Annotated in this window: 19 protein-coding genes; 11 read left to right on the top strand and 8 right to left on the bottom strand. The window is 68.9% G+C overall.

Annotation, left to right across the window (positions count from 1 at the left end):
* The first annotated feature begins 135 nt into the window (after nt 1–135).
* From E0H92_RS45745 to E0H92_RS12610, 3 genes are all read left to right on the top strand, one after another.
* Nucleotides 136–210, top strand: a complete 75-nt coding sequence (locus E0H92_RS45745) for a 50S ribosomal protein bL37 (protein ID WP_369759046.1) — start codon at nt 136–138, stop codon at nt 208–210.
* A gap of 280 nt (nt 211–490) precedes the next feature.
* Nucleotides 491–2,959 (top strand): ATP-binding protein, encoded by a 2,469-nt coding sequence (locus E0H92_RS12620; protein WP_131467616.1) that lies wholly within the window; start codon nt 491–493, stop codon nt 2,957–2,959.
* Nucleotides 2,960–3,041: 82 nt separating this feature from the next.
* Nucleotides 3,042–5,678: an ATP-binding protein gene (locus E0H92_RS12610; RefSeq protein ID WP_165549760.1), complete on the top strand. Its 2,637-nt coding sequence runs from the start codon at nt 3,042–3,044 to the stop codon at nt 5,676–5,678.
* A gap of 16 nt (nt 5,679–5,694) precedes the next feature.
* Here E0H92_RS12610 and rsrA read toward each other — a convergent pair whose 3' ends face one another.
* The 5 genes from rsrA to E0H92_RS12585 form a co-directional block, all read right to left on the bottom strand.
* Complete coding sequence (rsrA, locus tag E0H92_RS12605; RefSeq protein WP_131467618.1) at nt 5,695–5,973, bottom strand: mycothiol system anti-sigma-R factor; 279 nt, start codon at nt 5,971–5,973, stop codon at nt 5,695–5,697.
* Nucleotides 5,970–6,596 carry a sigma-70 family RNA polymerase sigma factor gene (locus tag E0H92_RS12600; RefSeq protein ID WP_131467619.1) on the bottom strand — a complete coding sequence of 209 codons (627 nt, stop codon included), beginning with the start codon at nt 6,594–6,596 and terminating at the stop codon, nt 5,970–5,972. The genes rsrA and E0H92_RS12600 overlap by 4 nt, the downstream gene beginning before the upstream one ends.
* Nucleotides 6,597–6,708: 112 nt before the next feature.
* Complete coding sequence (locus E0H92_RS12595) at nt 6,709–7,350, bottom strand: alpha/beta hydrolase family protein (protein WP_131467620.1); 642 nt, start codon at nt 7,348–7,350, stop codon at nt 6,709–6,711.
* A 50-nt stretch (nt 7,351–7,400) separates the two neighbouring features.
* Nucleotides 7,401–8,186, bottom strand: coding sequence for an SOS response-associated peptidase (locus E0H92_RS12590; protein ID WP_131496315.1), 786 nt, complete (start codon nt 8,184–8,186; stop codon nt 7,401–7,403).
* A 9-nt stretch (nt 8,187–8,195) separates the two neighbouring features.
* On the bottom strand, nt 8,196–8,771 hold the full coding sequence (locus E0H92_RS12585) for a winged helix-turn-helix transcriptional regulator (RefSeq protein ID WP_131467622.1): 576 nt from the start codon (nt 8,769–8,771) through the stop codon (nt 8,196–8,198).
* A gap of 84 nt (nt 8,772–8,855) precedes the next feature.
* Between E0H92_RS12585 and E0H92_RS12580 the strand changes: the two genes are divergently transcribed.
* Both E0H92_RS12580 and E0H92_RS12575 read left to right on the top strand, forming a co-directional pair.
* Nucleotides 8,856–10,064: a pyridoxal phosphate-dependent aminotransferase gene (locus tag E0H92_RS12580; protein ID WP_131496314.1), complete on the top strand. Its 1,209-nt coding sequence runs from the start codon at nt 8,856–8,858 to the stop codon at nt 10,062–10,064.
* A 12-nt stretch (nt 10,065–10,076) separates the two neighbouring features.
* Nucleotides 10,077–11,072 (top strand): D-alanine--D-alanine ligase family protein, encoded by a 996-nt coding sequence (locus E0H92_RS12575; protein WP_131496313.1) that lies wholly within the window; start codon nt 10,077–10,079, stop codon nt 11,070–11,072.
* A gap of 93 nt (nt 11,073–11,165) precedes the next feature.
* Here E0H92_RS12575 and E0H92_RS12570 read toward each other — a convergent pair whose 3' ends face one another.
* A complete protein-coding gene (locus tag E0H92_RS12570; protein ID WP_131496312.1) occupies nt 11,166–11,978 on the bottom strand; it encodes a hypothetical protein in 813 nt (270 codons plus the stop codon).
* A gap of 285 nt (nt 11,979–12,263) precedes the next feature.
* Between E0H92_RS12570 and E0H92_RS12565 the strand changes: the two genes are divergently transcribed.
* From E0H92_RS12565 to E0H92_RS12540, 6 genes are all read left to right on the top strand, one after another.
* Nucleotides 12,264–14,591, top strand: coding sequence for a sigma-70 family RNA polymerase sigma factor (locus E0H92_RS12565; protein WP_165549759.1), 2,328 nt, complete (start codon nt 12,264–12,266; stop codon nt 14,589–14,591).
* 248 nt (nt 14,592–14,839) lie between these two features.
* Entirely contained in the window at nt 14,840–16,123 is a 1,284-nt protein-coding gene (gene aspS, locus E0H92_RS12560) for an aspartate--tRNA(Asn) ligase (protein ID WP_131496310.1), read from the top strand.
* Nucleotides 16,123–16,971: a phosphotransferase family protein gene (locus tag E0H92_RS12555; RefSeq protein ID WP_131496309.1), complete on the top strand. Its 849-nt coding sequence runs from the start codon at nt 16,123–16,125 to the stop codon at nt 16,969–16,971. The genes aspS and E0H92_RS12555 overlap by 1 nt, the downstream gene beginning before the upstream one ends.
* A 412-nt stretch (nt 16,972–17,383) precedes the next feature.
* On the top strand, nt 17,384–18,607 hold the full coding sequence (locus E0H92_RS12550; protein ID WP_131496308.1) for an ArgE/DapE family deacylase: 1,224 nt from the start codon (nt 17,384–17,386) through the stop codon (nt 18,605–18,607).
* A 12-nt stretch (nt 18,608–18,619) separates the two neighbouring features.
* Entirely contained in the window at nt 18,620–21,163 is a 2,544-nt protein-coding gene (locus E0H92_RS12545) for an ATP-binding protein (RefSeq protein ID WP_131496307.1), read from the top strand.
* Nucleotides 21,164–21,288: 125 nt separating this feature from the next.
* The gene (locus E0H92_RS12540; protein ID WP_131496306.1) at nt 21,289–22,023 is read left to right on the top strand and encodes an alpha/beta hydrolase; all 735 of its coding nucleotides are present in this window, start codon (nt 21,289–21,291) and stop codon (nt 22,021–22,023) included.
* 48 nt (nt 22,024–22,071) lie between these two features.
* Here the strand turns inward: E0H92_RS12540 and E0H92_RS12535 are convergent, their stop codons facing one another.
* Entirely contained in the window at nt 22,072–23,304 is a 1,233-nt protein-coding gene (locus E0H92_RS12535; RefSeq protein WP_131496305.1) for a serine hydrolase domain-containing protein, read from the bottom strand.
* A gap of 33 nt (nt 23,305–23,337) precedes the next feature.
* Nucleotides 23,338–24,006, bottom strand: a complete 669-nt coding sequence (locus tag E0H92_RS12530; protein WP_131496304.1) for a DUF4097 family beta strand repeat-containing protein — start codon at nt 24,004–24,006, stop codon at nt 23,338–23,340.
* Between the last annotated feature and the right edge of the window lie 42 nt (nt 24,007–24,048).

Raw genomic sequence — 24,048 nt, 5'->3', positions numbered from 1 at the left:
CTCTTCAGTATTTTTACGCAGACCGACTGCGCCGAAACACTGTAAGCCAGAGCGTGACCTACCCGTTGGACAGGCGAAGACGGTCCGGATATGAGAGACTGTGACTCTTTGCAGTTGTTTCAAGGAGGCTTAGGAATGGGAAAGACCGGCCGGAAGCGTCGCGCACGCAAGAAGAAGGGCGCGAACCACGGCAAGCGCCCGAACGCCTGAACGTTGGCGGCTACAGACAGCGAGGACCTCGGAGAAATCCGGGGTCTTTGCGATTTGGTCACAGCTTTACAGCAGACCACTATTAACAGAGGTTCTGTATTCGGAGAGTCTCCAATCGCATACTGAATGCTATCTTTCAAACGAGTGTTTGGTATTCGGCGGTCTCTCCGACGAGTGCTGTGGACAGCGGCCGACGGTCGTCGGCGGATCCCCCTAGAGTTGGCTCCGGAAGTTTCCGGTACTGACCGATATCGGGCCTGGATCCGAGGAGGGTAGCGACATGAGCGAGTCGGCGATGCCGACGCTGAGCGAGCTCCTCCGTACCTTCCGCATCCGAGCGGGCTTCACGCAGGCCGCCCTGGCCGAGGTAGCCGGTCTGAGCGAACAAGCCATCAGCGTCCTCGAGCGCGGCACCCGCAGCCGCCCACGCATCGACACCGTCCGCTCCCTCACCGCCGCACTCGCCCTCACACCCGTCGAAGCCGACCAGTTCCTCTCCGTTGCCCGCGGCAAGAACAAACGGGCCGGCACCACCGGCCTGGCCGGACGTCCGCTCATCACCGGCACAACTCCAGTGCCGTGGCAACTACCTCCGGCCGCGCAGGACTTCACCGGCCGGACGGCACAACTCGAGGCTGTCGTGTCGGTCCTGCGTAATCCCAGCGGCACCAAGCCGGTCAGCCTGGTCGCGGTCACCGGTATGGGCGGTATCGGCAAGACCACGCTGGCCGTAAAAGCCGCGCACCAGTTGACCGACAGCTACCCGGACGGCCATCTGTACCTGAATCTCCGCGGCTACGGACCAGGCGATCCGGTCTCCGTGGCGGACGCCCAGGCACAGCTCCTGCGATCGGTCGGCGTCGACGTCCGGCGCATCCCCGAAGACGTCGAGGAAGCCGCCGGCCTGCTCCGCTCCCAACTCGCCGGCCGCCGCACCCTCATGCTCCTGGACAACGCCGCGGACGCTGCCCACGTCCTTCCACTCCTGCCCGGCAGCGCGGGGTCCGCTGTGCTCATTACCAGCCGCGGATCGTTGACGAGCCTGCCCGGTGCACGCCAGATTCACCTCGACGCGTTGTCGCAGTCCGAGACCATCGAACTCCTGACCGGAGTCGTCGGCGAGAGTCGGGTCGCGGCAGAGCCCGGGGCCGCCAAGACCCTCGCCACCATGTCGGGCCGCCTGCCGCTGGCGGTCCGTGTCATCGGGGGCCGCTTGGCAGCCCGACCGACCTGGCCGATCCAGCACCTCGTGACCCTCCTGGAAGACGAAGGGCGCCGCCTGGACACGCTCGGCTCCGACGAAACCGGCGTCCGCGCCAGCATCGCCAGCTCGGTCGCGTTTCTCGAGAACAGTGAGCGGGCGCTCGATCGCGAGGCCGCCAGGTCCCTTCCCCTGCTCAGTATTCCGGACGGAGCCGACCTGGTCGTTGGCGTGGCCGCAGCCATTCTCGAGCTGCCGGCCGGTCGGACCGAGGCGATCCTGGAGCGTCTTGCCGATCTGAATCTGCTGGAAGCGGCGGCTCCCGAGCGGTATCGATTTCACGATCTCATTCGAGCGTTCGGCCGCGAACGCGCTGTCGACGTACTCGATCCCGGCCAACGCGACGCCGTGCTCCAGCGTGTCCTGCGCTTCTACACCTCTTTCGCCTGGGCATTGCAGAGCAAGAGTTACGCGACCAGCCCGCGGATCGCCCTCGGGACAGTGCCGTTCACGCCGCTGCCTGCAGCAACGAACGCCGAGCAGGCCACGCGTTGGCTCGATGCCGAGCACCACAATCTGATGGATCGCTACCACCAGGCGATGACCGCCGGACTGACCATCTCGCCACTCATTCCCGAGCTCACGCTGGCCCTGTTCGGCTATCACGAGTTGCGATCGCGGTGGGTGGAGATGTCCAAGATGTGCGGTGCCGCGTTGCAGGTGGCAGAGACGTCCGGGATGCACTCGGTCGCGGCCTGGCTGCAGCACGACCACGCCATTCCGGAGGTCGAGAGCGGCAGCCTCGACATTGCTGCGACCCGCCTGCTGCGTGCCCTGGAGATGTTCCGGGCGATCCCTGACCGCCAGGGCCAGGCTCGATGCTGTACCTCCGCAGCGCACGTCCTGGGCCGACTCGGCCGGGTGGACGAGGCGATCGAGCTGGCAACCGAAGGTCTGGAGCTCAGCCTGCAACTCGGAGACACCAGGGTGGAAGGCGTGGCCTATCTCGCGCTCGGTGGTATTTACGACCGCAACGGTGACTACGCGCTGGCCGACGACGCGTACGGGTGCGGCATCGCACTGGCGAAGGCGTCCGGAGACCGGCGGCTGGTCGCGAAGCAGTACCTCAGCACGGGCTTCTCACACGTGCTGGTAGGCCGCACGGACGACGCCCTCGAGCCGATCCTCCGCGGCCTGAAGGTTGCCCGCGAGGCCGGGAACAAGGAGCTGGAGTCGCAGGCACTGCAGCACCTGGCCGCGGTCTTCGCCCGCCGAGGCGAGTATCTGAAGGCTCAGCAAACAGTTGAAGAAGCCATCGACCTGATCCACCCGCTGAGGAATCGGGTACGTCTGGGGTACTTCACGCTCGAACTCGGCAAAATCAGCCTTGCAGCGGGGGACTTTACTTCGGCTGTCCCACACCTTGAGGACGCGATTGACATCCTCCAAGGCCTCGCGCCGCATTTGGAGACCACGGCCAGGGACTTACTTGAAGTAGCCCATCAGCGACAGCCGCATTCGTACATCTACCGATTCGACGAGGCGTAGACCGACGTCGTGGTGACCCGCCGGCTCCCGGGCGACCGCCTCGGCCGACTCCAGCCCACGGGGAGTGTGCGACTCCGCGGCGGTGAGCTGCCAGTATCTTTCAATCGAATGTTTGATAATTGGCGGGCCCACCCCCTCGCGTGCTGTGGACAACGGCCGACGGTCGTCGGCGGATCCCCCTAGAGTTGGCTCCGGAAGGTTTCCGGTACTGACCGATACGGGCTTGGATCCGAGGAGGGTGAGCGAGTTGAGCGAGTCGGCGATGCCAACGCTGAGCGAGCTCCTCCGTACCTTCCGCATCCGGGCCGGCCTCACCCAGGCTGCGCTCGCCGAGAAGGCCGGCCTCAGCGAACAGGCCATCAGCGTCCTCGAACGCGGCACCCGCAGCCGCCCACGCATCGACACGGTCCGCTCCCTGACCGCTGCGCTCGCCCTCACACCCAGCGAGGCCGACCAGTTCCTCTCCGTTGCCCGCGGCAAGGGCAAGCAGTCCGGTGAACCCAAGCGGCCCGAGCCGGCCTCGGCGGCCGACGGACCTCTGGTGCCATGGCAACTACCTCCGGCGGCGCCGGACTTCACTGGCCGCTCCGCCCAACTCGACGCCATCCTGTCGGTGCTGCGGAATCCCACCGGAACCGGACCTGTCGGCCTGGTCGCGGTCACCGGGATGGGCGGCATCGGTAAGACGACGCTTGCCGTTCATGCCGCACACAAGCTGACCGAAAGCTACCCGGACGGCCATCTCTACCTGAATCTCCGCGGCTACGGGCCAGGCGATCCGATGTCCGTGGCGGACGCTCAGCGACAACTCCTGCGTTCCCTGGGAGCGGACCCGCACCGCGTTCCCGCCGATGTGGAGGAAGCCGCCGGCCTGTTGCGGTCGCGGCTCGCGGGCCGCCGGATCCTCGTGCTGCTGGACAACGCGGCCGACGCGTCGCATGTGCTACCGCTGCTGCCGGGGAGTTCCGGGTCGTCCGTGATCATCACCAGCCGCGGATCGTTGACGGCCTTGCCGGGTGCGCGGCAGATCCACCTCGACGCGCTCTCGGAGTCGGAATCCATCGAGCTCCTGTCCGGAGTCGTCGGCGAGGAGCGGGTTGCGGCCGAGCCGACGGCAGCGAAGAGCCTGGCGAGTATCTCGGGTCGCCTACCGCTCGCCGTCCGCCTGATCGGCGGCCGGCTGACGGCCAGGCCGAACTGGCCGATCCAGCATCTCGTCACGCTCCTCGAGGACGAGGAGCGCCGGCTCGACAGCTTCGGCTCCGACGAGACCGGTGTCCGGGCCAGCATTGCCAGCTCGGTGGAGTTTCTCGAGCACAGCGAGCGTCCGCTCGATCGCGAGGCGGCTCGAGCAGTTCCCCTGCTCAGCATCCCGGACGGTTCCGACCTGGTCGTCGCCGTCGCCGCAAGCATCCTGGAGCTCCCGGCGCACCGGACCGGGGCGATCCTCGACCGCCTCGTCGATCTGAACCTGATGGAGGCAGTGGCGCCGGAGCGCTACCGCTTCCACGATCTCATCCGCGCGTTCGGCCGCGAGCGCAGCGACGACACTCTGGATCAGGCTCAACGCGACGCCGTACTCGAACGCGTCCTACGCTTCTACACCGAGTTCGGCTGGGCGGTCCAGAGCAAGAGCCATGCGACCAACCCCCGCCTCGCGATCGCGACGACACCCTTCTCACCGTTGCCTGCAACAACAAGCACGGAATCGGCCGCCGATTGGCTCGATGCCGAGCACCGTAATCTGATGGATCGCTTTCATCAGGCGATCGCGTCCGGGCTGGCCACGGCGCCGATCATTCCTGATCTCGCACTGGCGCTCTTCGGCTACCACGAGTACCGGTCGCGATGGGTGGAAATGGGTGAGATGTGCCGTGCGGCGTTCGGGGTCGCCGAGGCGTCCGGCCTGCGTTTGATGACGGCCTGGCTGGTGCACGACAGCGCCATTCCGGAAGTCGAGAGCGGCAGCCTCGAAGTGGCCGCGGACCGCCTGCTGCACGCCCTGGAGCTGTTCCGGGCAATCCCGGACCGCCACGGTCAGGCCCGGTGCTGTTCGTCAGCCGCGCATGTCCTCGGCAGGCTCGACCGCGTGGTGGAGGCGATCGAACTCGGGACCGAAGGCCTGGAGATCAGTCGGCAGCTCGGAGACACCACTGTGGAAGGCGTTTCGTATCTCGCACTAGGTGGTCTTTACGACCGCAACGGAGATTACGACCTGGCCGACGACGCCTATCAGCGCGGCATCGCGCTGGCCGAGGCATCCGGGGACCTACGGTCGGTCGCGAAGAGGTATCTCAGTACGGGCTTCTCACACGTGCTGGTTGGTCGCACGGACGACGCCCTCGAGCCGATCCTGCGGGGCTTGGAGGCTGCCCGACGCGGCAAGAACAAGGAACTCCAATCGCAGGCACTGCAGCACCTGGCCGCAGTTTTCGCCTTGCGAGGCGAGTACCGGAAGGCTCAGGAGACAGTCGAAGAGGCGATCGAGCTGATCCGCCCGCTGGGCAACCGACTACGCCTCGGGTATTTCACGCTCGAGCTCGGCAAGATCGGTGTCGCGGCGGGTCAATTCACCGCCGCCGCCCGCCATCTCCAGGACTCGATCGAGATCCTGCACGACGTGTCACCGCATTTTGAGATCGCCGCCAGGGAATTACTCGATCTCGCGCGCCGGGAGCAGGCACAGCCCTACATCTACAAACAACCGCAGGGCACCTAGGCAGTCGTCCGGTATCTCAGTCCGTGGTGGTGATGGTGGTTTCGATTTGGATTTGGGTTAGGCGGAGGAGGATTTTTTGGCGGAGGGCGTCGGGGGCGTGGTCGGAGCCGCAGGAGCGGTGGACCAGTTTTTTGACGCAGCGTTCCAGGTCGTACTCGTCGAGGCAGGGGGCGCACTCTTCGAGGTGCTGGCGGATCTCGTCGGAACTGGCGTCCTCGAGTTCGTTGTCGATGAAGACGTAGACCCGCTGCAGGATCTCTCCGCAGTCGACGTCGTGGTGCTCGCCGCAGCTCACGACTCCTCCTTCTCCGCAGCTTCGTCCGTGCTGTCGTCCGCCGGGATCAGACCGCGGTCCCGGGCGTAGTCGCCGAGCAGTTCCCGCAGCTGGCGCCGGCCGCGGTGCAGCCGCGACATCACGGTGCCGACCGGTGTGCCCATGATCTCGGCGATTTCCTTGTAGGCAAAGCCCTCGACGTCGGCGAGGTACACGGCCAGCCGGAAGTCCTCCGGGATGGCCTGCAGCGCCGACTTGATGTCGGAGTCGGGAAGGTGCTCGAGGGCGACTGCCTCGGCCGACTTCAGCCCACCGGGAGTGTGCGACTCGGCGGCGGTGAGCTGCCAGTCCTCGATCTCCTCGGTCGGCGACTGCGTCGGCTGCCGCTGCCGCTTGCGGTATCCGTTGATGAACGTGTTCGTCAGGATCCGGTACAGCCACGCCTTCAGGTTGGTGCCCGGCGTGAACTGGTGGAACGAGCTGTACGCCTTCGCGAAGGTGTCCTGCACCAGGTCCTCGGCGTCCGACGGATTACGGGTCATCCGCATCGCCGCGGCGTACATCTGGTCCAGGAAGGGCAGCGCTTCGCGCTCGAACCGCGCGGTGCGCTGCTCGGGTGTCTCGGTCGTGGTGGGAGTCGGCATCGGGATCGAGAATACCGGGGTCTTCCCAGCAGTTCGCTCCGGAGCCACTCTCGTCGCCATCATGTTCGTCACAACGCCCCCGTCGGCGGGGGCATTCCCGGCCGGTACGCCGCTATCCGGACACCTCGCGGCCGACCCACTCGAACACGGCTTCGACGAGCAGGTCGTACGTCTCCTGCTGGTCCAGCTCGGCCCGCTTCGGCACCTTGAAGGAGTGGTCGGCGTCCGGGACCACGGCCATCTCGGTGAGCGGCGGGAACTCCTCCGGCGTACCGAACGGGTCCCGCTCCCCCTGGACGACCAGCGTCGGCAGCCCGGCCGACTGGAGTTCACCGACGCGCGACTTCTCCGGCTTCCCCGGTGCGTGCAGCGGAAAAGCCATCGCCAGTACGCCGGAAGCACCCAGGCTGCTCGCGGTGCGGCAGGCCACCCGCGCGCCGGCGCTCCGGCCGCCGATCACCAGCGGCGTACGGACCCGGAGCTGGCCGATGATCGCGATCCACGCCTCGTCCAGGATCTTCGGCGCGGGCGCCAGCTTGCGGCCGGCGCGCCGCCAGGGCTGCTCGATCAGGAACACGTTGATGTCCTGCTTCGGCAGCCGGGCGGCCAAGGCGGCCAGGTCACCCGACTCGATCCCCGCCCCGGCGCCGTGACCCAGGGCCAGTGTCGCCACCGGCCGGCGGGCGCGATGCGCCAGGATCCGGGCCTCTCCGTGCGGCGTCCCCACAATCCGTTCGTCGGTCACCCGCCCCATCCTGTCATCCGGACCCGCGATGCGCGGGGCACGAAACCCAGAAGAGAAGCTCAGAAGAGAGTGGTCGGGCTGTCCTGCGGGTCCTCGCCGTCGGGCGGCAGCGGATCGAGCAGGTGCCGGCCGTTGTTCTTCACGGAGCTGACCGCCTTCGACACGGCGTACGCCTCGAGGCGGCCAGGGGCTGCGGGGACCAGGAGCTCGAGCAGGTCGTCGGTGTCCGAGGACAGCGGGTCCAGCCAGGCGTCGTACCGCTCGCGCTCGACCAGCAGCGGCATCCGGTCGTGGATGCGCCCGAGGTCGTCGGTGGACGACGTGGTCAGCACGGTGCAGGTCCAGAGCCAGGCCTCGTCCTTGTCCGGGTCCTCGACCGACTTGTCCCGCCAGATCTCGTACAGCCCGGCCATCGACAGGATGCTGCCGTCCGGCGGGTGGATGAAGTACGGCTGCTTGACCGGTTTGCCGTTCACCTTCTCCTCGGCGGTGTACCACTCGTAGTACCCGTCGGCGGGCAGGATGCAGCGGCGGGTGGCGAACGCCTTCTTGAAGGCAGGCTTCTCCGCGACGGTCTCCATCCGGGCGTTGATGAGCCGCGACCCGATCGAGGTGTCCTTCGCCCAGGACGGCACCAGGCCCCACTTCACCGTGGTCAGCTTGCGGATCGTCTCGTCGGGCTGCTCGCGGTTCTTCCGCTCCACGACCGCGACCACCTGATTGGTCGGCGCGACGTTGTAGTTCTCGCCGAGTTCCTCGACCGACTCGCGCACATTGCCCGCCTCGATCTCGAACTCCGCGACGAGATCCGACGGCTCCCGGCTGGACGCATACCTACCGCACATACCGCCAGCCTAGTCTCTGGCCAGTGCCTCGGCCTGGGCTTCCGGCCAGGTCAGGCGGCCGGACAGCAGTTCGTCGGCGACCTTCTGCGCGATGGTCACGGCCGTGTCCGGAGCGACGTCGTGTACGACGCGCATCGACTTGAGGTCGAAGCGGCAGCTGCTCCCTTCGACCGTGAGCTCGACCACGCCCTCGACGCCGGCGTCCCGCAGTACCGTCGCCAGCGGCAGCAGGTACCAGTGGTGGCGTACGGCGTCCGTGTCCTGAGGCTCCGCCAGCAGCGGACTCCCCCAGGCGGCCAGCGTCATCACCACCGGGATCAGCTCGCGGCCGCGGTCGGTGAGGTCGTAGACCCGGACGGGAGCCGAGGGCGCGAAGGTACGGCGTTCCACGACACCGTCGGCCTCCAACTCCTTGAGGCGCGCCGCCAGTACGTCGGTACTGATACCGGGCAGGTCGGCGTGCAGGTCGGTGTACCGCCGCGGACCGAACGCGAGCTCGCGGACGATCAGCACGCTCCACCGCTCGCCGACCACGTCCAGGGACCGGGCAACGGCGTCGTACTGGGCATAGCTTCGGCGGGGCATGCGGGACAGCCTAGCTTGGACCTGCCAAGCACGTACTTGGAAGAACCAAGTAGCATGCCGTCGGCAGACGACGAAGGGGTGGCGATGGAGTTCAGGCAGTCCAGCAAGCTGACCGGGGTGTGTTACGAGATCCGCGGGCCGGTGATCGAGCAGGCGAACGCCCTGGAAGCGGCCGGCCACAGCATCCTGCGGCTGAACATCGGGAACCCGGCGCCGTTCGGCTTCGCCGCGCCCGACGCCGTGCTCGCCGGTCTGGTCGCCAGGCTCCCGGAGGCCCACGGGTACACCGATGCCCGCGGCATCCTCTCCGCCCGGCACTCGCTCGCGACGTACTACTCCGAGCGTGGCTACATCGACGTCGACGAGCAGGCGATCTACCTCGGGAACGGCGTCTCCGAGCTGGCCGGGATGGCGATCCAGGCGCTCGTCGACACCGGCGACGAGGTGCTGATCCCGAGCCCGGACTACCCGCTGTGGACAGCCGTCACCCGCTTCGCCGGAGGTACGCCGGTGCACTACCTGTGCGACGAGTCCGCCGAGTGGCAGCCCGATCTCGCCGATCTCGAGGCGAAGATCACCGACCGGACCAAGGCGATCGTGGTGATCAACCCGAACAACCCGACCGGGGCGGTGTACTCACCGGAGATCCTCCAGGGCATCGCGGAGCTGGCCCGCAGGCACTCCCTGATGGTGTTCAGCGACGAAATCTACGACCGGATCGTGTACGACGGCGCCACCCATCACCACTTCGGCGCACTGGCGCCCGATGTCTTGTGCCTGACCTTCGGCGGACTGTCGAAGAGTCACCGGATCGCGGGCTTCCGGGCCGGCTGGCTGGTCGTGTCCGGGCCGCGGCGCGCTGCCCGCAACTACCTCGAGGGCCTGACGATGCTGGCCGGGATGCGGCTGTGCCCGAACGCGCTCGCCCAGCACGTCATCGAGGCCGCGCTGACCGATCACACCCTCGACGAGCTGATCCGTCCGGGCGGACGGCTGGAGGCGCAGCGGACCACGGCCTGGCAGACGCTGAACGAACTTCCCGGCGTCTCGTGCGTCAAACCGAAGGGCGGGCTGTACGCCTTCCCGCGGATCGACCCGGCGGTGCACCCGATCCGCGACGACGAGAAGTTCGTCCTCGATCTGTTGCTCCGGGAGAAGATCCACATCGTCCAGGGCACCGGCTTCAACTGGCCCCGGCCGGACCACGTGCGCATCGTCACGCTGCCGGAGGCCGGTGACCTGGAAGTGGCGATCCGCCGGATCGGCCGGTTCCTGGACAGCTACCAGCAGTAGGAGGGAGACGACGTGCGAGTCGCGGTGCTGTGCGGTGGCGAGAGTTCGGAGCGCGATGTCTCGCGTTCGTCCGGCTGGGCGGTGGCCCAGGCACTCGCCGGTCGCGGTTATGACGTGGTGCTGATCGATCCGGCCGCGGAGGACCCGGTCCTGGCCGATCCCGTGCCGGCCGGCGATTCCGTCGTACTCGTGCCGAAGGAGCCTCCGGCGCCCACGGAGCGTGCTGTGCTGCGGCAACGGATGTACGCCGCTCTCACCGGCGGACTGGAGCAGCTGCGGCAGGCCGATCGGGTCTTCATCGCGCTGCACGGCGGCTGGGGAGAGGACGGGCACGTCCAGGCGTTGCTGGAGCTGGCGGGCATCCCGTTCACCGGTGCGGGTCATGACGTCTGTGCCGTTGCCTGGCACAAGGGTCGTTGCCAGGCGGTGCTCGAGTCCGCCGGGATCCCCGTGCCGGCGCGGGTGCTCTACAACCCGGCTGAGCAACGCGAGCCCCCGATCGGGGTGAAGCAGTTGCTGGCGAGCGGACCGGTGGTGGTGAAGCCGGTCGCCGACGGGTCGAGCGTGGCCGTCCGCAAGGTCGACTCACTGGACGCATTACCGACCGAGGGCGAGCTGCTCGTCGAGCCGTTCCTGGGCGGCCGGGAGTTCACCGTCGCGGTGATCGGTACGACGGCGCTGCCGGTGGTGGAGATCGAGCTGACCACGCCCGTGTTCGACTACGAAGCGAAGTACCAGCCGGGTGCCGTGCGGGAGGTCTCCCCCGCCGACATTCCCGAATCCTTCGCCGAGCGGCTGCAGGAGCTCGCGATCGGAGCTCATCAGGCCCTCGGGTTCGGTACGACGTACTCGCGGGTCGACTTCCGCTGCGACACCGCGGGGACGCCGTACTGCCTGGAGGTCAACGCGCTGCCCGGACTCACCCCGGGCAGTCTCGTCCCGGTCGCCGCGAGGGGCGCGGGGATCACGTACGGCGAACTCGTCGAACGGTTGCTGACGGCAAAATAGGCAAGCGGCGGCGGATCGCCCACCCCGTGTTAGGCGATCCGCCGCCGGACTGATGCGCCCGGCCGCCCCCCTGTAGGCGTCCGGACGCAGGTCTCAGGTTCTGGCCAGCTCGTCGAGCAACCTCCCGGCCATCTCGTCACTCCCCGGCAGCCCCTCGATCCAGATCCGGGCCAGCTGGGGTACGTCGGTGTCCAGCCGCCACTGGGTGATCAGGGCTCGTACCGTCGCGACCTGCTCCGGCAGGTTCGGGTCGCGGCCGACGAGCGCCGCCGCGCGGCGTGAGCCGACGCGGCCCAGTACGTCACCGCCGCAGAAGACGATCCGCAGGCACTCCGCGACGTCGACGAGCGTGAGCTCGCGGTCGAACGGCGACGTACCCGGGGGATGGAGCGGTTCGACAACCACCAGTGCGTGGGTCTGCGGTACGGAAGTTCCACGGAGTTCCGCCTCTCGGTAGAGCTCGCCCAGCCGGGACCGCAGGTGCGCCAGGCTGGACAGCCCGGTCAGCGGGTCCTCGCAGGACAGCGAGTGCAGGTAGACCAAGGACGCCTCGGCCCAGCTGGAACTGAGTGCGCGTACCGCGGCGAAAGCCGGCTCGCCCCCGGCAATCGAGCGGTACAGCGCACTCAGCCCATCAAGTGCCTCCACCAGCGAGACTCCGTCGGCCGCGAGGCGGCGTCCGGTCTCGTCCGACGCAGGCACGACATCGGCACCGTCGTGGAGCGCCTCGGCGATCGCGAGATAGGCGCTGTGGTCGGTACCAGCTGTGCCGTGCGGCTCCCTCCGGCCGCGCGGTTGATCTGTTGACGACGCTTCCGGCCGGGTCCGGGCGGGCGACCCCGCCAGGTTCAGGGACTTGGCCGGACGCAGGTCGAACCGTCTGCGGAGATCCGCGAACAGCGACATGGCCCTCCTCGAAAAACAGCCCCGTCAGTCTCCCGACCGGTCGGCCGGAAGCGTCGTACGCCGAAGAGACAGCGCCCGGAGGAGTTCATGACGCGGATTCGCAGAACTTTTTTCGGGCGTAACTTCGGGGCTGGTGTTCTCGTCAGGAAAGGAGCACAGTTCCGCGTCAGGAAAGGTGCGCTCGTCCGTCCTATCTGGGAACCTTGTTCCCGGCAGCACGTGACGGTCCGTCACAAAGCTGCACACAGAGTTGCCATAGGTTGCCAGAGCCCACGGGGGAGATGGATGGAGACGCCGGACGGTCAGCCCGATCCGCTGAGCGACGCGGAGCTGATCGCGCGCGTTCGCAACGGCGACCTGGAGGCGTACGGCGAGCTCTACGCCCGCCACCACCACGCCGCCGAGCGGATGGCCCGCCAGCTGGTCCCGGCCAACGACGCCGACGACCTGGCCAGTGACGCGTTCGCCAAGGTCCTGGACGCGCTCCGGGCCGGCGGCGGCCCTGACGTCTCTTTCCGCGCCTACCTGCTGACGACCGTACGGCGGGTGCACGTCGACCGGATCCGCTCCGGGAAGAAGGTGCAGACCACCGACGACATCGCGTCGTACGAGCGGGAGCCGGAGACCTTCGACGACCCGACCGTCACCGGGTTCGAGAGCGGCGCGGCCGCGAAGGCGTTCGCCAGCCTGCCGGAGCGCTGGCAGGCGGTGCTCTGGCACACCGAGGTCGAGGGTGAGAAGCCGGCCGCGATCGCTCCCCTGCTCGGCCTGACCGCGAACGGCGTGTCCGCGCTCGCGTACCGGGCCCGCGAGGGCCTGCGCCAGGCGTACCTGCAGCAGCACCTGGCCGATGTCGCCGGGGACCGCTGCCGCTGGACCACCGAGCGCCTCGGCGCGTACGTCCGCGGTGGGCTGACCAAGCGGGAGAACCGGAACGTCCGCGAGCACATGGACGACTGCGCGAAGTGCACCGCGGTGTACCTCGAGCTCGTCGAGGTCAACAGCGCGCTGCCGGCGCTGCTCGCCCCGGCCCTGCTGGGCACGGCAGGGATCGGCTACCTGGCCGCCGCGTCAGGCGCCAAGGTCGGTCTGGTCGGCTTCTTCGTCACCGGATGGAAGAAGGTCACCGAGAACAGCACGCGCGCTGCCGCCGGCGGCGGCGCGGTCGTGGTCGTTGCGATCGCCGCCGTCCTCGCCGCGATGGCGCTGACCGGCAACGACACTCCCCCGGCCGCGATCAACCAGCCGTCGACGCAGCCGACCCAGGCGACCCAGCCGCCCGCGCAGAAGCCGACGGTGCCGCCGGTCAAACCGCCGGTGAAACCGCCGTCGGCCAAGCCGCCGGCGTCGAACCCGACGCAGCCGCCGACGAGTGCACCGACGACCGCGCCCACCACTCAACCGACGACCGCGCCGACCACCGCGCCGACGCAACCCACCGCCACGCCGACGGTTCCGACGCCGCCGCCGAGTACGCCGACACCGTCGAAGCCGACCCCGACCACTCCGGTGCTCGACGAGGGTCTGGTGACGATCAGCATCCCGCGGGGCGGCGGCAGCCCGGTGCTCGACGAGACCCCGGCGCCGCAGCCCCGGTCGGCGCAGGCCGAGGCCGGTACCGCCGGCGTCCGGTTCGTGATCACGATCAAGACGCCGGCCGGGAACACGAACCCGGTGGTGATCGGGCTCAAGTACGGCTCCGAGCTCGAGTGGCCGCTGAAGACCAGCCCGGCGGGCTGGACCTGCACCCAGTCGTCCGGCTCGTGCAGGGCGAGCGACCCGGCGAACCCGAAGCCGCTGGCGGTCACGTTCGACGCCCCGACCGGCGGCTCCACCGCGGACCGCACCTTCACCGTCTCCGCGAAGACCGGCCGGCTGTACGACGACGACTCGGCGACCGTTGACGCGAAGCCGAGCACCGACGAGAACCTGCTGAAGATCCTCGACGGCAAGGTCGACCCCGACGTACACCACCGGATCCTGACCGTTGCCCCGCGCGCCAACCGCAAGAGCGTCACGCTGAAGCTCTCGTACGGCGACGCCCTCGAGTGGCCGATCGCGGCGACCACGCCCGGCTGGAAGTGCAACCGGTCGACCAAGACGTGTACGGCGACTACGCCGGCGAAGCCCGCTCCGCTGGCGGCGGACTTCGACGTACCGGACAAGTCGTCGGACGCGGCGCGGACGTTCACCGTGGCGGCGACGGCGGACCTGGTCAGCGACACCGACTCCGATGTGCTGCCCGCGCTGCAGCAGGACGAGTCGCTGCTGCAGATCCTCACGCCGACGCCGCACACCGACCCGAACCCGTTCGTCTACAACCGGTTCCTGAAGGTCAACGGCGCACAGGGGCGGACGGTGACCCTCGACATCTCGTGGGGACGCAACCTGACCTTCCTACCGTCGTTCGACCTGGGCTGGACCTGCGAACGGGCCAGCGACATTCGTCGTGCGACCTGCACGACGAAGAACTACAAGAAGCCGCTCAACTCCGAGTGGAACGCCTGGCTCCCCGGCACCGGCTCCAGCAACGCCATCACGGTCCACGCCCGGGTGGGCGGCCGCGAAGATACCGACACCGCCCAGATCCCGCCGTCGACCTCCCGGCGGTAAATGGTGTTGCCGGGGTCGCTTATCCTGGTGATGTTCGCGTTGAGGGAACCGAGTAGCGCCGTACACCACGTCAGAGAGAGTCGCCGGTAGCTGGGAGGCGATACGTGGAGCGGTCGTGAAGACACTCCTGAGCGACTGTTGTGCAAGAGGCCGGGCCTTTGTGGCTCGGTGAAGGTGTGGTGGCACCGCGAGATTCCCCTTCGCCCACACCTCCGGGGTTCGAGTACAGACCTGGAGGTGAAACAGCGATGCGAATTCTCAGCCATGAGATCCCCTCAGCAGTAGGCCAGACCGTCACGGTGGCCGGCTGGGTGCACCGAAGACGACGGCTCGCCGCCGTCAGTTTCCTGATCCTGCGCGACCGGTCCGGCCTCAGCCAGATCGTCGTCAAGGGTTCTCAGGAACAGCTGGACGAGCTGAGCGAAGAGACTGTCGTTCAGGTGACCGGTACGGTCGCCGCCAACCCGCAGGCTCCCGGTGGAGCCGAGATCGTCGACCCGGTGATCGAGCCGCTGACCGAACCGGCCGCAACACCGCCGATCGAGCTGTGGCGGCCGACGGTCGGCGCGGGGCTTCCCGTCGTCCTGGACAACGCACCGGTCGCTCTGCGGCATCCGGTCGTCCGGGCCGGATGGGAGATCGCCGCGGCCGCTCTGCACGGGTTCCGCGAGGCGTTGAGCGGTCAGGACTTCACCGAAATCCAGACGCCGAAGATCGTCGGTACGGCGACCGAGTCCGGCGCGAACGTCTTCGCGCTGGACTACTTCGGCGGACCGGCGTACCTCGCGCAGTCGCCGCAGTTCTACAAGCAGCAGATGGTCGGGGTCTTCGAGCGGGTCTTCGAAGTCGGTCCGGTGTTCCGGGCCGAGCCGCACGACACGGTGCGGCACCTCGCGGAGTACGTGTCACTGGACGCGGAGTTCGGCTTCATCACCGACCATCGCGACGTGCTGGTGATGCTGCGCTCGGCCGTTGCCGGGATGCTTCAAGCGGTCGGTGAGCGGGCCGGTGGTGCGTTGGAGAGGCTGGGCGTCGAGTTGCCGGAGATTCCGGTCGACGTGCCGGTGCTGCACTTCAGCGAGGCGCTGAAGATCGCCGGTGCGGACCCGGACGAACCGGACCTCGCGCCCGCGGACGAGCGCGCGATCGGCGAGTGGGCGCTGCGTGAGCACGGCAGTGACTTCGTCGCGGTCGAGGGCTACCCGATGGTGAAGCGGCCGTTCTACACGCATCCGCAGCCGTCGGACCCGCGGTGGTCGAACTCGTTCGACCTGCTGTTCCGCGGCGTCGAGCTGGTCACCGGCGGCCAGCGTCTGCACCGGTACTCCGACTACGTCGCGGCCCTCGCGGCGCGCGGCGAGTCGGCGGACGCTCCGGCGTACAGCTCGTACCTGCAGGCGTTCAAGCACGGGATGCCGCCGCACGGCGGGTTCGCGATCGGGCTGGAGCGGTTCGTGGCGCGGCTGACCGGGGCGGAGAACGTCCGCGAGGTCACGCTGTTCCCGCGCGACCTGCATCGGCTCACGCCCTGATGGATACCACCGAGTCAGTTGTCGCCGAGCTGAACGTTGCCCTCGGCACCGATTACCGGGTCGTGCGGCAACTGACCGGTGGTTTGCAGTCGACGGCGTACGTGCTGACCGGCGACGTCGTGCTGAAGTGGACCGACAACCCCGCGTGGGCACCGCGGGTCCGGCGGGCGGCCGATCTCGTCCGCCGGGCACGTGCCGTCGGCTATCCGACACCGGCCTGGCTGACCGTCGGCACGACGGCGGCCGGGTCGCCGTACCAGCTGCAGGAACTGGTCGCCGGCAGCGCGCCGACGCTCGACCAGGCGCTGGCGCGGCAGCTGATCGAGATCTGCGAGCTCCAGCGGGACCTGATCCCGGAGGACCACGACGTGACCTGGTCCGGGTGGTCGCATGGCGTCGTCTTCGACGGCTGGGACGGCGTGTGGGAACGCGTCCAGGCGTACGGCGACGAGGCCACCGACCTCCTCGAACAGTACGGCGAACTGTGCGCACCGTACCGAGACGAGGACCTGCCCCAGCACGACTTCGTGCACGGTGATCTGAACATGGGCAACCTGCTCGCGGCCGACGGGCGGATCACGGGGATCGTGGACATCGAGGCCGCCGGCAGTGGAGCGCGAGCCTACGACCTGGTCGCGCTGACCGCGTCCGCCGCGCGCGACGGTGCCGACGACGGCGTCGACGAGCTGTTCCTGGAGGCAGCACTCCGAGCGAATGGCCGCGCGGCGGTCGCCGTCTGCGCGGCGGCCGCGTTCGCGAGCGTCGCAGAGTTCGTCCACAACCGCTCCTTCGCAAAGGACCTGGTGAACCACGGCGGCCAGCGGGTGCTCGAGTTGCTGGGCGACTAGGGGTTTGCCCGCCAGGGGGAATCTCAGGTAGACGCCGGCTTGCCGCCGCGGACCAGCGTCATCGGCCTGCTCCAGGCATCAATCAGCACCAGCCGACCGCCCCGACCCACAGGATGGGAAAGAAATCGTCACCTGGTGACGACTTGTTTCCCATCCTCCCGGTCGTCCCGGTCTGGTTGGGGGTGGCCGGCAGCTCGACAGGTAGAGCACTAGCGAGACACCGTACGCACGACCAAAATCACGCTCAGGTGCACTACCCAACTGGCCGACACCTCCTGTCCTCCGTGCACGTCAGGGTTGTCTCCGAACGCCCGCTCGCAGTCCCGCCGAACTACCTCGGTTGGCCTCCCACCGCCGCGGGCCGGACAGCACCTCCGCAGCGTGAGAGCAGGAACGGTGGTATTTCTGAGCGGTGACCGGTGAGATCGAGCGGGCAGTACTGGACGCGATCGACGACGAGCGGATCGTCGCGGAGTTGCAGGAGCTGGTGCGGATTCCGAGTGTGGACGGGACCTCGGCCGAGGTCGACGTGCAGGCGTGGTGTGCGGACCGGTTGAAGGCGCTGGGGCTGGCCGTGGATCACTGGCGGCTCGAGCTGGCGGCCGACGATCCGGGCTTTCCCGGGATGGAGGTCGAGCGCGACGAGGCGTGGGGGTGTGTCGGCGTACTGGGCGGCGATGCGACGCCGGGGCTGATCCTCAACGGGCATGTCGACGTGGTGCCGGGCGGCACGTTCGACGCCCGGATCGAGGACGGCGTGATGTGGGGTCGCGGGACGTGCGACATGAAGGGCGGTGTCGCGGCGGTCCTCGGCGCGGTGGCGGCGATCGTTGCCGCGGGCATTCGGTTGCGCAAGCCGCTCGCGGTGCACACGGTGATCGGTGAGGAGGACGGCGGCGCCGGCGCGTTCGCGACCCTGCGCCGCGGTCATCGCGGCGAGGCGTGCCTGATCGCGGAGCCGACCGCGGGAACCGTCATCCCCGCGAACGCCGGCTCGCTCACCTTCCGCCTGGAGGTACCGGGCCTGGCCACGCACGGTTCGACCCGCAGCCGCGGGGTGAGTGCGATCGAGAAGTTCACCGTGATCCAGACCGCGCTGCAGGAGCTGGAACGCGAGCGCAACCGCGACCCGCATCCGCTGCTCGCGCACCTCGACCTCGCCAACCCGCTGTCGGTCGGCACCATCGCGGCCGGCGACTGGGCGAGCACCGTGCCGGACCACCTGGTCGCCGAGGGGAGGTACGGCATACGCCTCGGGGAACCGCTCGACCAGGCACGCCTAGCTTTCGTGAGCGCGGTTGCGGAGGCTTGTGCGAAGGACGAGTGGCTGAGTGAGCACCCGGTCGCGGTCAGCTGGCCGGGTGGGGAGTTCGCCTCCGGCCTGCTGCCGGAGGGCGACCCGCTGCTCGCCGACACCGTCCAGGCGGTGTCCGACGCGGGCGGTGCGGTCGCCGCGGTGCGAGGTGCGCCGTACGGGTCCGATCTGCGGCAGTACGCCGCGGCGGGCATCCCCACGCTGCAGTACGGGCCGGGGGACGTCCGCTACGCCCATGCTGCGGACGAGCACGTCGTACTGGCCGACGTACTGCACGCCGCGCGTGTGTACGCCCTGCTGGCTGTACGTCGCTGCGGTTGATACAAATCCACCATGGTGCCGCTGCGGGGACGGTCTAAGGAGCTCGGCAAGCTCCTGGATGCTCTGCGGGCGGCTGGCAACGGGCAGGCCTCGCTGGCTGTGGTCAGCGGCGAGCCCGGGATCGGCAAGTCGGCCCTGCTCGCGGCCGCTGTGGAGCAGGCCGAGCGGCAGGGCTTCCTGGTGGCGAGTGCGACCGCTCACCAGAACGACAACATCAGTCCGCTCGCCTCACTCGCACCTGCGCTCCGGGCCGGTGCGGCGCCGCTGATCGACACGGACCAGTTCCTGGAGCTGGCCACCCTCAACGCCCAACCGCTCTGGCTGGCGGAACGTCTGGCCGACCTCATCGGCCGCCGGCTGGCCGGTGTCCGCGCGCTGATCGTGCTGGACGACGCGCAGTGGTCCGACCCGCTCTCCGCGTTCGTACTGCAGGTGGTGATCGCGCGTCTGCCCGGAGCCCACCTACTGTGGCTGCTCGCCACCCGCCCGAGCCCTGGTGGGACGACCGACCAGCTCATCGAGGCCGTCGACGTTCCGGTACGCCGCATCGCGCTCGAGCCCCTCACCGCGGACGCGATCCAGGACCTCGCGGCGGACCGTCTGAACCACCCGGTCGACCCGTCCCTCGCGGTGCAGCTCGCCAGTGTCCAGGGCATCCCGTTCCTGGCGGAGCAGCTCATCGCAGGCCTGTACCTCAGCGACAGCGACCTGTCCGCGGGTCTGGTCGAGGGCGTACGCCGTCGTACCGGCGAGCTGTCCGAGGCCAGCCGGGACCTGGTCCGTACGGCTGCTGTCTTCGGCAGCGAGTTCCGCCTCGAAGACGTCGCCGTCCTGATGGCCACACCGATTGCCCGACTCGCCGCGCCGCTGGAGGAGGCGATGCAGGCCGGTCTGCTCGCGGACGCCGGCTCGGTACTGCGTTTCCGTCATGAGCTCCTCCGGTCCGCCGCGCTGGCCGACGTACCGCCCTCGGCTCAGCGGGCGCTGCACGGCGCGATCGCGAGCCAGCTGATGTCCGCAGGTCGTGGTGCGGCCGCAGCTGCGCCGCATGTCCTCGCGGTCGCGCAGGCCGGCGACACGACTGCGGTCGCGACGCTGCGAGAGGCTGCGCGGGACCTGCTGGCGACCATGTCGACCACGGCCGCGGAGCTGATCCAGGAAGCGTTCGACCTGACCCGTGTGGACGATCCGCTGCGAGCTGAGGTCGGTGTGGAGGTGGTGAGCGTTCTGCTGGCCGCATGGCAGTACGACCGCGCCAAGGCGTTCGCCGACGACCTGCTCAGCGGTACGGCGCTCTACCAAGGACCAATCGCCCCGGATCTTCAGGCGACGATCCGGCTGCACCTGGCTCCGCACCGGCGGCTCGACGTACAAGAGCTCACTGTCCCGGGCGCTGCGCCCCACCTGTCCGAACGGCTCGCCGCCTACCGTGCACTATCTCTGGGCGCACCGGGAGCGGCAACCGATCCAATCGCGCAGTCCCTGCACCACGTGGCAGCGGCTGAGCAGGCGCAGGCTGAGGGCAGGTACGCCGACGCCCGCGACCTGTACGCCGCAGCGCGCCAGACGGAACCTGGTCTCGGGAGCTTGCCGCCCACGCTGGTCGAGGTGGGCGAGCTGTACTGCCGCGGCGAGTCAGACGACTTGCCCGCTGCGCTGGAGCGTGTGAGGGAGCTGATGACGGCAGGTTCCTCCTGGTCCGCCCCACAGCTCGCTGTGCTGCATGCGCGGCTCGCGTACGCGTCCGGCAACCTCCAAGAGGCAGAGGATGCAGCACACGCCGGTCTGCGCTGGATGGACCAGCTACACGACCGGTCGCTCGCCCCCGCAGCCGACCAAGTACTCGCGCTCGTCGCCCTGCTGCGCGGGCACCTGACGCAGGCGCGCAAGCTGGCCGGCAGCGATCCGACGATCACTGCACTGCTGGCGATAGCGGACGGCGATACCAAAGCAGTCAGCCGGCTGGCCGCAGCACCACAGGACTTCCCGGAGCGTAGCGGCGTACTGCTGCAAGCCAATGCCGTGGACGAGCACTCGCAGTCCGCAGCAAGCCGTGGAGCGCTTGCGGTGGTGGCAGCGGGCGACGACGTCGACCAGTTGGCTGCAGCGGTCGAGATCGTTCGTACGACGCAGCGGCCGTTGCTGGTCGCTCAAGCCGAGGAGCGCTACGGCCGCGCCGCTCTGGAGGCAGGTGATCGCAAGACCGGCGTACTGGCTCTGGAGCGAGCACTCGACAGTCTCACGGCTATGGGCGCGACGGCTCCGGCCGGACGGATCCAGGCGCTGCTGCAGGCAGCCGGAGTACGGCGACGTCGCTGGGCCGCCGTACCGCCGCGGGCTCAGGAAGGCTGGGAGTCGCTGACGCCGATGGAGCGGCGGGTCGCACTGCTCGTTGCCGAGGGGCACACGAATCGGTCAGCGGCGGAGGAGCTGGTGGTGTCGGCCAGCACGGTCGGGACCCACCTGCGGGCCGTTTTCGGCAAGCTCGGGGTGAATTCGCGGGTTCAGCTCACCCGACTGGTGCTGGAACGGTTCGCCCCTCCCCCGAACACATGAGATTTGGGTGCACCAACCCACTCGACCCGGCCTGACAGCACGCCCAGGTTCAGGTGTTCGCTCGATCCGCCGGAGCGGCCCTGAGCGGTTTCCTTCTAGCAAGCAACCACGAAGGGAACAGCAAGATGTCCAACGAGACCCCCACAGTCGTCCTGGTCCACGGCGCGTTCGCGGAGAACAGCAGCTGGTCCGGTGTGATCGCCGAGCTCACCAGCCGCGGTATCTCGGCGATCGCAGTCGCCAACGAGCTCCGCGGCCCTGCCCTCGACGGCAGCCGGGTCGCCGCTCAGGTTCGGGAGATCGACGGCCCGGTCGTCCTGGTCGGGCACTCCTACGGCGGTGCAGTCATCACCGCCGCCGCCAACCAGGCCGACAACGTCTCCGCACTCGTGTACGTCGCCGCGTTCGTCCCGGAGGAGGGCGAGAGCCTGCAGGACCTGCTCGGCAGCTTCCCGGCCAACGACTTCGCATCCGGCCTGGTCCCGCACCAGCTGCCCACCGGCGACGGCGCCGAGGAGACCTGGCTCAGCATTGACCGGTCCAAGTTCCAGGCTCTGTTCGCCGCGGACGTCGAGGACGCGGAACAGCTCGGCCGGACGCAGCGGCCGATCGCCGCGGTCGCGTTCGAAGAGAAGTCCGGCGCGGCGAGCTGGAAGCGTCTGCCGGTCTACGACCTGGTCGCCACCGGTGACGAGGCGATCCACCCGGACGGCCAGCGCACGATGGCGGCCCGCGCGGACGCCACCACGATCGAGGTCGACGGCTCGCACGCGGTCGCCGTCTCGCAGCCGAAGGCCGTCGCCGACTTCATCGCCGGCGCCGTCGAGGCAGTCGGCTCCAGCGGGACGGGTACACGCTGAACACATCGTCGGCCGGACCGCAGCGGGCGGTCCGGCCGACGTGCGTTCTCAGTCCTCGAGAGACTGGTAGAGCGTGGTCCAGAAGTCGTTGTGGAGCTGGATCGCGGACGGCACGGTCGTACCGACCTGGGTGAGCACGATGCCGACGACCTGGTTGACGGGGTCCGCGTACGTCGACGTACCGGAGCCGCCGTCCCACCCGAACTGGCCGACCGGCGCGTAGTCGCCCCGGTAGGTGCGCACGGCCATCCCGTAGCCCCAGCCGCCCTGCTGGCCCTGACCGAACGAGATGTGGACGTTGTCCCGGGCCAGCGTCTCCCGGGCCGCCAGGACCTCCGGCGTGAGGCTGTTGGAGGTCATCAGCTCCACCGCGGGCCGCGACAGGATGCGCTCGCCCTGGTGGACGCCGTGGTTCAGCAGCATCCGGAAGTACGCGTGGTAGTCGTCGGCGGTGGAGTTCAGCCCGCCGCCACCGCCCTGGAACGCCGGCGGAGCGCTGTGCCGGCCGCCCTCGGCCTCGTCCCACACCTGGAACTCCCCGGTCGCCGGGTCCGGCGCGTACAGCGGTGGCAGCCGGTGCAGCTGGTCGGCGGGAACGGAGAACCCGGTGTCCTTCATCCCCAGCGGCCCGAAGACCCGCTCCCGCAGGAACTCGTCGTACGACTGACCGGTGACCCGGGAGACCAGGACGCCGATCAGGTCGCTGCTGATCTGGTACTGCCAGCGCTCGCCCGGCTGGTACATCAGCGGCAACTCGCCGAGGCGACGCATCCACTCGTCCTGCTCGGGCATCGGCACCGGCCCGTTGGGCGTGATGCCCTTCTCGAACAGCGCGCCCATGATCGGCGTACCGATCATCGTCATGTCCATACCGAGCCCGAACGTCGACGTCAGGATGTCCCTGACGGTGATCGGCCGCTTGGCCGGCACGGTGTCGTCCACCGCGCTGTCGATCCGCTTCAGCACCTGCCGGCCGGCCAGCTCGGGCAGCCACTGCTCGACCGTGTCGTCGAGCCGCAGCCGGCACTCGTCGAGCAGCACCATCGCCGCCGCGACCGAGACCGGCTTCGACGTCGACGCCATCCGGAAGATCGTGTCCCGCTGCATCGGCGCGCCGCCCTCGTGGCGCATCGTCCCGAGCGTCTCGACGTACGGCTCACCGTCGCCGCGGCTGACCAGCGCGACGACGCCGGGGATCTTCCCGGAGTCGACGTGCCGGGCCAGTACGTCGTGCAGTCGGCGCAACCCGGCCTCGGTGAAGCCGGAGGGAGTCGTTGACATGGTGGTGCTCCTTGTCCTGGTACGGATCGCGGGTCAGAGACTACGGGCGACGATGTCGCCGACCGAGGTGGTGGCGTGGATGGTGAGCTCGGCGGCGGCGCCCTCGGTGTTCTTGAGCGCGTTGTCGATCCGGCCGGTGGCGGTGGCGGCGTTCAGCGTCGCCGAGGACTCGGCGGCCGCGCCGACCTCCACCTCGCCGACGTCGGTGCGCAGGACGAGGTTGCCGCGGACGGCTTCGGCGATCCGGATGTCGCCCTTGCTGGTGCGGATCTCCGCAGGCCCGTTGAGGCGGCCGACCGAGACGTCACTGGCGGACGAGGTGATCCGGGCGCTCGCGACGTCCTCGAGGTCGATCGGACCCTGCGCGCTCTCGACGGTGACGTCACCGAGGCGTCCGGTGGCCCGGATCTCGGCGCTGGCCGCCTTGACCTCGGCCTGGGACCCGGCCGGCAGCTGCACGGTCACCGCGACGGCGCCGGACGGCCCGAAGTACTGGTTCTTGGCGACGACCGTGATCCGCAGGACGCCGTCGGCGTACTCGACCGTGGTCGCCTCGGCCGCCTTCACGTCGCGACTCTTCGCGGCGTTCGCCGGCTGGACCTCGACGATGGTCTCGGCGCCGTCACCGGCGGTGAGCTGGATGCTTCCGGCGGGGATGTCCAGCACTGCGGAGATCGGCTCGGGGGTGGTGAAGTTCGGCATCGTGGTGCCTTTCTGGTGTGTTCGCTTGGTTGATGACACCAA

The organism is Kribbella speibonae (assembly GCF_004331375.1).
Lineage (GTDB): Bacteria > Actinomycetota > Actinomycetes > Propionibacteriales > Kribbellaceae > Kribbella > Kribbella sindirgiensis.
This window is presented reverse-complemented; position numbering and strand designations above follow the sequence as displayed.